The organism is Cryobacterium sp. 10I1 (assembly GCF_035019805.1).
Lineage (GTDB): Bacteria > Actinomycetota > Actinomycetes > Actinomycetales > Microbacteriaceae > Cryobacterium > Cryobacterium glucosi.
Genome location: NZ_JASJVF010000455.1, coordinates 1 through 1,448, shown reverse-complemented (window position 1 = coordinate 1,448; position 1,448 = coordinate 1). Strand labels below are relative to the sequence as shown.

The window sequence follows — 1,448 nt, the reverse complement described above, 5'->3', positions numbered from 1 at the left end:
GGGGAGGATCGTGACCGAGCCCAGGAGGGCCGGGGTGATCGGGGTCGAGGCGACCGTGCCGGCCTCGCGGTCGGGGGCGAGGCCGAGAACGGTCCCGAGCACGGAGATCGCCGCCGCCGCGGACCAGGCCTGCGGGCGGCAGGCCGCTGGGTAGGGAACCGCGACCGGGAATTCTGCCGCGGAGTCCCCGGAGTGGAGCTCCGGCATCCGGTACCCGAAGGACTCGGCGGCCGCGAGCAACCCGTCGATCAGGATGCCGGCCTCGGCGCCGAACCCGGCGCGGCCCAGCCCGTTGATCGCGATCGCGGTGTCGTGGGTCCAGACCGAGCCGCCGTGGTAGCTCAGCGGCCAGTATCCGGTCGAGTCGGTCGACATCGTGCGCAGCCCGAAACCGGAGTTGAGCTCGGTGGAGACGAGCCGGGCTGCGACGAGCGCCGATTCCTCGTCGTTGAGCAGGCCGGTGCCCAGCAGGTGGCCGATGTTGCTCGTGACCGTGTCGACCGGGCGCTTGTGCGCGTCGAGCGCGACCGCCGGGTAGCGTCCCTCGGGAGAGTCGATCCAGAAGGATGCCCGGAACCGGGCCCGCAGGTTCGCCGCCCAGGTGCGCCACTCGGCCGCGCCGGGGCGACCGAAGGCCTCGAGCAGCTCGGCGCCGCCGATCGCCGCCTGGTAGGCGTACGCCTGCACCTCGCAGAGCGCGATCGGCCCCTCGGCGAGGGAGCCGTCCCGCCACTGGATCGAGTCGCCGGAGTCCTTCCAGCCCTGGTTGGCCAGGCCGTGCCCGGTCTCGTCGACATAGGAGAGGAACCCGTCGTCGTGGCTGTCGCCGGAGTCGCGCATCCAGCCGAGTGCCGCCTCGAGGTGGGGCAGCAGGGCCACGACCTCGGCGTCGGGCAGGCCCCAGTGCCAGGCGTCGTTCAGCAGGCAGATCCACAGCGGCGTGGCGTCGACCGTCCCGTAGTAGAGCGGCGGCAGGTTCAGGCTCTCGCCGGGCATCGAGAACGCGCCCGGCCTCAGCTCGTGCATGATCTTGCCCGGCTGCTCGGCCGTTTCGGGGTCGGAGACGGTGCCCTGCAGGCTTGCGAGCAAGCGGAGTGTCGAGCCGGCGATGTCGGTGCCGAGCGGCAGCAGGAACCGCGCCGCCCACAGCGAGTCGCGCCCGAACAGGGTGAAGAACCACGGCGCCCCTGCGGCGAGGAACGGATCATCGGGCCGAGCCGTCGTCGCCATCCTCAGCCCGCTGAGGTCGTCGAGGGCGCGCTGCACCCAGCGGCCGAGCCGGGCATCGCCGGAATGCACGGTCACGCCATCCCACTCGGGCAGGCCCTCGGCCGCCTGCACCACGGTTGCCCTGTGCTCGACGTCGACGGTCCATTCCACGGTCGCGGTGCCGTGCGCGGGCACTTCGACCGCCCAGCTCGCCGCGACGACCGGTGCGGCGGCATCCG

General features: G+C 72.8%; 1 protein-coding gene. It reads right to left on the bottom strand.

Annotation, left to right across the window (positions count from 1 at the left end):
• On the bottom strand, window positions 1-1,448 hold a 1,448-nt coding region (locus tag QN345_RS19025; protein WP_323509112.1), incomplete at both ends, for an amylo-alpha-1,6-glucosidase.